This window comes from Psychrobacter sp. APC 3426 (genome assembly GCF_030408035.1).
GTDB lineage: Bacteria > Pseudomonadota > Gammaproteobacteria > Pseudomonadales > Moraxellaceae > Psychrobacter.
The window spans coordinates 102114-110523 of the sequence record NZ_JASDCF010000007.1 but is presented as its reverse complement, the minus strand read 5'-3'; the positions used below and the strand labels follow the sequence as shown (position 1 = coordinate 110523).

Here is an 8410-nt window from a genome sequence, read left to right as displayed (position 1 = left end):
AACATCCTCAACGAAGGACTAAGGCTGGTAACAATCAAAACCGTCGGTGCGACGGGGTTAGCTTAGTCCATTTGCCTAACCGCTGATACAAAACATCGTATCAAGTATGGGTATTACCTAAGAAACCGCTACCTCTTTAGGTGATCGGTAGTTCATAGATAAGTATCAGGTAGGCGACGATTGACTGTTGATGTGTTAAAAGTGAGCAGTTAGAAATTAAGTCGTTATTGTAGTACTAATGTATGGGTAAAATAGGATATAACTATGTGTGGAGTCGTTGGGGTTGCAGCTCATGAGCCAGTCAATCAGATTCTTTATGATGGCTTAACGATGTTACAGCATCGCGGGCAAGACGCAGCAGGTATTGTAACTTTGCAGGATGGACGACTCTATCTGCGTAAAGAGAATGGCATGGTGCGTGACGTGTTTATGAACCGTCATATGATAAAGTTGGTTGGTAAGTTTGGTATTGGTCACGTGCGTTATCCAACGGCTGGCACCTCTAGTAGTGCTGAAGCTCAGCCGTTTTATGTCAACTCACCCTATGGTATTACCTTAGCGCACAATGGTAACCTAACCAACGCTGAGAGCTTAGCAAAATCACTTTATATCGAAGATCGTCGCCATCTAAATACCGACTCAGACTCTGAAGTGCTCCTAAACGTGCTCGCTCATGAGATGCAAAATCTGGGTAAAACTCATCCAACACCTGCCGATACATTTGCAGCGGTAAAAGCCGTTTATAGCCGTATCGAAGGCGCTTATGGCGTGGTTGCCCTCATTACTGGTCACGGCTTGCTAGCGTTCCGTGATCCAAACGGTATTCGCCCTCTTATTTTTGGTGAGCGTTTGGCAGCCAATGGCGGTACTGAGTATATGGTTGCTTCAGAATCAGTGGCATTGACAGGCTCAGGATTTACAATTATTCGTGATGTAAAGCCAGGCGAAGCTATCTTTATTGACTTAAACCATCAGCTACATACGCATCAGTGCGTGGAGCAAAAAGAATACACACCTTGTATCTTTGAATATGTTTACTTTGCTCGTCCAGACTCCATCATGGATAATATTTCAGTTTACAAATCACGCTTACGTATGGGTGAAAAACTGGCAGATAAAATTCTAAAAGAATGGGGCGAAGACCACGATATCGATGTAGTGATTCCTATTCCAGATACCTCGCGTACCTCAGCGATGGAATTGGCACTAAAAATGAACGTTAAGTACCGTGAAGGGTTTATGAAAAATCGTTATATCGGTCGTACCTTCATCATGCCAGGTCAGCAACAACGCAAAAAATCAGTCCGCCAAAAGCTAAGCGCTGTACCACTCGAGTTCAAAGGCAAAAATGTACTTTTGGTTGATGACTCTATCGTCCGTGGTACTACCTGCCATGAAATTATCCAAATGGCACGAGATGCTGGTGCTAATAAGGTATTCTTTGCTAGTGCAGCGCCGCCAGTGAAATATCCAAACGTATATGGTATCGATATGCCAGTCCGTAGTGAGCTGATTGCCTCAGGCCATAGTGTAGAAGAAGTACGCGACATCATTGGTGCTGATCGCTTGATTTTTCAAGACTTGGATGATTTGATTGAAGCTGTGAAAGATACCAAACATAGCAAGGTTGAAGGCTTTGACTGTGCCGTGTTTAATGGCTGTTATATCACAGGTCAAATCAATGAAGCCTATCTTGAGCATCTACAAGAGCAACGCAATGATACCGCCAAAACCGGTAAAAAGGGCGTGCAAATAGTGGCTGATACGCCTGTCGATATGATGGGTATAGAAGAGCTTTAAAAAGAGTTATCTACAAAACAGGTACTTTCGTAAAGTGCTCTTATAATAAGAAGGCTGGATTCAATGAGAATCCAGCCTTTTTTTATTTTAGGACGAAATACATGAATATTCATTAGCAATATCTGATGTTAATAAAATTTTTAGATATTATCTTAACGATTTATGGGTGGTGTTCTAAAAAGTATGCTGGCGCTAAAAGTCAATAGGAAGTCTATGCTAAGTTCTCTGATTCTATATGGCTTTCAAAGCTTCAAAAATTGTTCAAACTTTAATCAGCATACTTTTTGACACACCACCGATTTATGAACCTAAAAAGTGAGTAAACAGCCATAGTAACCCATTAATAGCGGCGATACCGACAATCATACTAATCAACAGTTGACGGCTGATATGATAGATTAATAGTACCAACAGTAGCGCGCCGATTTGTGCCATTATTAAATGTAGTTCTGCACTATTGATACCAGTAGCTGATGATAAGCCCTGATAGGATAGACTGGTCAGGATCAGCAATACCATTACTGATAGTGGCAAGCTTTCATTCAATCGATGCAGCCAAGGCGTGTCTAAAACTTTTTTAGGTATTAAAGCGGGAAGGGCACGAGTAATGAAAGTCACGGCAGCCATCGCAAATGTCGCAAAAATCAAATAGCTACTGGTCATGAGTTTCTCCTTTTACACGACGCTGCACCCAAAAACCACGTGCCAAAATCATCATCATACAGATAGTAATTGCTACCAATAATAACCAGTTACTGGTAAACAATGAGGCAATGGCCAATGCAATTACTGCAATGCCAATCGGGAAGTAGCGTTTGATACTTTGAAATTGCTCATAAGCCAAAATGGCAAACAGACAGACCAAGGCAAAGTCTAAGTGCGGCACCAAGTCACTCAGTGTACTACCAATCATCACCCCAATAGCACCTGCTATTACCCACCAACTTTGGTTAAACAAACTAATAGGTAATATCAATGATTGTCGTGATTCATTTGGCAAACTGGTCATCACAGAAAACGTTTCGTCGGTTAATGCAAATAAGCAATAAGTTTTGGCCAGCCTGTTTTTAGGCAGATATTGCAATAACGGCATGCCATAAAACACATGACGCAAATTAATCGCGGCAATATTGGTGGCCATATTGCCAATCGGTAGGCCCGCGCTGAGCATTGGCAGACAGGCATATTGGGCTGCACCTGCATACAGCACGACACTGAGCATAATGGTCGCCCACACAGGAATACCTGCCACTTGTGCCAGTACCCCAAACGCAATACCTGCCGGTAAATAACCCATTGCTACTGGTAAGCTCTTTTTAAAGCCTTCAGCCCAGTCGTAGCTGGTCTCGTGTTGTTGATGTAATTCTTTTGAGTGAGTAGTCACATGACATCCTAATGTTTCTTACTATAATGCTTTGATTATTATTGATAAATTGTGATGAAAGATAATGATTGATGCATCCTAGAGCCTGTACTGATTTTAGCCCACTTAGCGTTTTATGCTCAGATTATGGTAATCAAATTGAGAAGACGACCTAATACATGAATACTAATGAACCATCAAACGTCTGGCTGAAATTTCTCATAACTACCTGTTTGATGGGCGTGATATAAAAAACCACCTAAAATGACAAGCCTCAGTAGTAATAAAGCCCACACGCTTAGCCAAATACCTGTCATATCCCATTGTTGATAAAGTAGCCAACTAAGCGGAAAAAAGACGGCGGCCAGTATCAGAGCCGCGTTACGAATGACGTTGCCAGCAGTTAAGCCAAAAAATATGCCGTCCAGCCAATACGCACCAACGCCGACCAACGGTAGTAACACGGCATAAAGATGGTAATCATAAGCGAGTGTAAAGACGGATGCAATGTTGGTCATAAATTGCAAATACGTTGGCATGCCAAGCCACCAAATCGCACTCAACATGATGGCAAGTCCATAGCTGACGATACCTGTACGCTTAACGATAATACGAAAACGCAGCCAATCGCGTCGTCCAGCGGCTTGCCCACTTAGTGTCTCAGCGGATACTGCAACACCATCAAGCGCAAAGGCTGATATGCTCAATACTTGCAATAAAATCGCGTTAGCAGCCAGTATGATATCTCCACTTTGAGCAGATAGGCGAGTAATCCAAGCAAAACTTAATGTTAAAATAAGCGTGCGAATAAAGATGTCTTTATTAAGCGAAAATAGCCTAAGCATTTTATCTTTAGTAAAATGCTGACGGTCAGCGTTGAATAATGCCATCCAAGATATTTGCAGATGCTGACGGCTTAGCCATAATGCCAATAACACACCTGACCAAAAAGCGATGGTAGTACCTAGCGCCACACCCACCAATCCCATTTGCATGCCAAAAACAAAAAACAACGTCAGTATGATATTAAGTATGGCAATAAACCCTTGCTGATAGAGCATGTAGCGGGTTTTACCTTGACCTGCAAACCAGCCAATAAAAGCAAAGTTCATTAGCTCAGCAATGACACCCCAAAAACGCACGTCCAAATAAGTCTTTGCTGCACGTCCACTATCAGGATTGGCAGATAAAGCCTGCAGACCAAAATCTATCAACCAAGGTTTTGCCAGTAGGAGAACAGCGCCAATCCCGAACGCCAATAATAAGGCCCGTTGTAAAATGGACAATAATGGTGAAGGCCTTAAATGAGATGACGTTGTGATTTTTGACTTCGAAACATCCTTGCTTGGTTTATCAACAGAATTTGCCATTTGTCCCAATGCTTGGGCGGATAGTCCAGAAGAGGCATATTGCAAAAAGTTAAAGCTCACGAGCAATAAAGACAGTAACTGTATCGCCAAACCCATACCAGCAAGTTTAGCTGTGTCATTCATGTTGCCGACGATTGCGGTATCTATAACACTTTGCAGCGGCATGGCCAGATTGGCCAATAACACAGGCAGCGCAATAGCGATGATACGCGCATAGCGAGTATCAATTGGCGGCATGGCATTAGATGATGTGGTTGGCATTTACTGGCTCATTTATACAAAAAATAGATGCAATAAAGGATTGATGTGATAGACACAGTGCCGCTCATTACTTGATGCTACTCACTGGCATAGCAAGAATAGAGACGCTCTAGCATGCTTTATAATTCTCATCATGTCTAAAAGCACTACAAAGACAAAAGCACCTAGACTCACTATTGATGAGTCAGGTGCTTTTATTTAAAACTGTTTTGTTCAAGGGTTACTTATTTTAAATAGTGCTTACCTCAAATATCATTTATCTTGAACATCATACATTTTAAACATTGTCTTGTTCAAACATTTTTGGATCATTGAAAGTAACGATTTCTTCTTCAAACTCAGGCTTCACTTTTACGACAAAGTCATCGCGTGACAGTCCCATACGTAGTGGAATCGAGCTGGCGATATAGGTCGATGAATAAGTACCAGCAAGCAAACCAATAAACAGTGCAACTGAGAACCAGTACAAGCCATCACCGCCCAAGAACATCATCGCAAGCACAACCAAGAGTACAGTTGATATGGTCATAATGGTACGACGTAATGTCTCTGTTAAAGATAAATCCACTGTCTGACTTGGCGTGATACCACGGACGCGACGGAAGTTCTCACGGATACGGTCATAGACAACAATCGTATCGTTCAACGAGTAACCAATCAAGGCCAAGATAGCAGCCAGTACTGTCAAGTCGAATGGTAAGCCAAACAAAGCAAAGACACCAATGGTGACCACGGCATCATGGAACAGTGACAGTACTGCGCCCAGTGATAATTTAAACTGGAAGCGTAGTGCCACATAACCGAGCATACACAGTAGTGCCAGAGCCAATGCCATGACTGAGTTTAGGTAAACTTCATTACCAACTTGGCTACCGATGATATTAATGTTACTGATATCAGCCGTGTTATTGGGTAAGGCTAGCGCTTGAGTAAGGCTGGTGCTAAGTCCATCCACGTTGTCAGACTGTGGTGGCAAACGTACCAGTAGCTCTTCTCGTGTACCTAGATACTGTACAACTGCATCGTTGAAGCCATTATCAGCTAGCGCTTGTACTACCTCAACCTGCTCAACAGGCTGATCGTAACGCACATCTGCAGAGACACCACCTGTAAAGTCGAGCCCTAAGTTTAAACCGTTGACGGCGATAGCAATGATACTGCCAATAACCATCAATAAAGACAAAATAGCCATTGGCTTTTCTATCTTCATAAACGGAATGATGCGTTGGTTACCAACGGCTTTGATACCGCCTTCTGCCTCTGCAGCAGCATCGTCTTCAGCATCGCCTATATCTAGAGTAGGGTCGATTGCTTGTGTGGCTAGCGCTTGGCTGTCTTTATCAGCACCCTTGCCACTGCGACGGCTTTTACCGTTACTCGATTTTTCAGTATTAGGTTTATTGGTTTGGGTGTTGCTACCTTTACCATCACGGCGTGGTTTTTTGCGGCGGCGCGTACTGGTGCTGTTTGCATCATTGTTTGAGCCACCTGAACCATTTCGATCTGGATTGTTTTGCTGTTCTAAAGGGTTGTTCTTATCGATCGCCATAGTATTCTCCTAACCGATGCTCAAACGTTTGATAGATTTACGCTTACCATAAGCAATTTGTACTAGCGCACGAGTTACCAAAATAGCAGTAAACAGCGAGCTGACAATACCAATTGCTAAGGTGATCGCAAAGCCTTTAATCGGACCAGTACCAATCGCAAATAAGATAAACGCAACCAATAAGGTAGTGATGTTGGCATCAAAAATACTACTAAAGGCACGGTCGAAACCTGCCACGATGGCTGATTTTGGCCGTACACCATTCGCAAGCTCTTCACGAATCCGCTCAAAAATCAGTACGTTGGCATCGACCGCCATACCGATGGTCAAGACGATACCTGCGATACCTGGAAGGGTAAGCGATGAGCCTAAGATTGACATAATAGCGATGATAATAATGACGTTTACTGCTAGCGCCACGTTGGCAATCACACCAAATAAACGATAGAAGATAATCATAAAGGCGAAGACCAACAGATAACCGACCTGAGTAGAGAATAGACCTTTATCAATATTTTCTTGACCCAGTGATGGGCCAATGGTGCGCTCTTCGACAAAATACATCGGTGCTGCCAGTGCACCTGAACGTAACAATAGCGCAAGCTCGGCCGCTTCAGCACTACTATCTAGACCAGTAATACGGAAAGATGAGCCAAGTACTGCTTGGATATTGGCACGGTTGATAACTTTGGTCTCAGCATAAGGCGTCCGTACTTCGACTGTCTCACCCGTTGCTGGGTCGTCTTCGTAAGTGATTCTCTGCTTGTTTTCGATGAACAATACTGCCATCTGTTTGCCAACAGCAGTACGGGTGGCGTTTTGCATCAGCTTACCGCCAGCACTATCTAGCGTGATACTCACTTCAGGCGAGCCGCTTTCATCAACACCGGTTTGAGCGTTAGTGACTTTATCACCAGTGACAATTGCCTGACGGTCTAGGAGTACAGGTGGACCATCAAGGGTCTCAAACGGAAATGCTTCAGTGCCTGCCGGAGGAATGCCACCTGTATAAGTGTCTGCATTTTCAGCGACCATACGGAATTCAAGGTTTGCAGTACGTCCAAGAACGCGTTTCGCTTCTGCCGTATCTTGTACACCAGGTAGCTCTACGACGATACGACTGGCGCCCTGAGATTGGACTAGGGCTTCAGTGACACCCAATTCAGCGATACGGTTACGCAGGGTAGTCAAGTTTTGATTGACCGCATAACTATTGATTTCGTCAAGGGTCGCATCATTATATGCCAAGATTAATGCCGGACCTTGATTATCTATAGAAGACTGTAAACTAAAGGTGTTACCCATAGAGCCTTGCAAGATATTCTGAGCACGGTTACGCGCATCAGTATCAGCAAAATGCAATACCACGCTACGATCTTCGGTTTTGATACCTTTAACCGCAACTTTCTCAGCGCGTAGCTCACGACGCATATCGCGACTGGCACTGGTCAAGCGTTGTTCGAGTGCTTTGTCCATATCAACTTCTAGCACAAAACGAACACCACCACGTAAGTCGAGACCAAGTTTCATCGGTTTTGCACCGATATCACGAAGCCACTGCGGGGTAGTCTGCGCTAAGTTGAGTGCGACCACATAGTCTTCACCCAAGTTCTGACGCAGTACTTCCTGCGCCTTTAGCTGATCGACTGGGTTATTAAGACGTACTAGAGCACTGTTGCCCTCAAATGTACCATCATGGTTTTTTAAACCAGCCTCTTCAAGCAAGCTTTGAGACTGCGTCAAAATACCTTCAGACAGCTGCGTACCTGCTGCTGCACTTGTAATCTGTACGGCAGGTTCATCAGGGTAGAGGTTAGGGGCTGCATATAGTCCGGCAATGATTAGCACGACGGTAATGAGTAAGTATTTCCAAGCGGGATATTGCATAATCACTTCTTTAGGTTGATAAACGACTGGCGACATAGGCCACAAGTTAGCAGATGGGAAGTTAGCGATAGCAATGGTCGAAAGCCATGTTTAGCAGTCGTCATCACGCACCATTGCGATCATCCGCGGTGATAGTAAAACAGTAAAGCAAATAATACAGACGTATGTTTATAGAGTCAT

6 protein-coding genes are annotated in these 8410 nt (G+C 43.7%); 1 reads left to right on the top strand and 5 read right to left on the bottom strand.

The window, feature by feature from the left end; translation table 11 throughout:
- Positions 1-264 precede the first annotated feature (264 nt).
- Positions 265-1800, top strand: a complete 1536-nt coding sequence (purF, locus tag QL919_RS06120; protein ID WP_290188682.1) for an amidophosphoribosyltransferase — start codon at positions 265-267, stop codon at positions 1798-1800.
- A 300-nt stretch (positions 1801-2100) separates the two neighbouring features.
- Here purF and QL919_RS06115 read toward each other — a convergent pair whose 3' ends face one another.
- The 5 genes from QL919_RS06115 to secD all read right to left on the bottom strand — a co-directional run bounded on the left by QL919_RS06115 (position 2101) and on the right by secD (position 8230).
- Entirely contained in the window at positions 2101-2463 is a 363-nt protein-coding gene (locus QL919_RS06115) for an AzlD domain-containing protein (protein WP_290188681.1), read from the bottom strand.
- Positions 2453-3097 (bottom strand): AzlC family ABC transporter permease, encoded by a 645-nt coding sequence (locus QL919_RS06110; RefSeq protein WP_290188689.1) that lies wholly within the window; start codon positions 3095-3097, stop codon positions 2453-2455. The genes QL919_RS06115 and QL919_RS06110 overlap by 11 nt, the downstream gene beginning before the upstream one ends.
- Positions 3098-3360: 263 nt before the next feature.
- Complete coding sequence (locus tag QL919_RS06105; RefSeq protein WP_290188680.1) at positions 3361-4794, bottom strand: MATE family efflux transporter; 1434 nt, start codon at positions 4792-4794, stop codon at positions 3361-3363.
- Between the two features lie 277 nt (positions 4795-5071).
- A complete protein-coding gene (gene secF, locus QL919_RS06100; protein ID WP_290188679.1) occupies positions 5072-6343 on the bottom strand; it encodes a protein translocase subunit SecF in 1272 nt (423 codons plus the stop codon).
- Positions 6344-6352: 9 nt separating this feature from the next.
- Positions 6353-8230: a protein translocase subunit SecD gene (gene secD / locus QL919_RS06095; protein ID WP_290188678.1), complete on the bottom strand. Its 1878-nt coding sequence runs from the start codon at positions 8228-8230 to the stop codon at positions 6353-6355.
- Between the last annotated feature and the right edge of the window lie 180 nt (positions 8231-8410).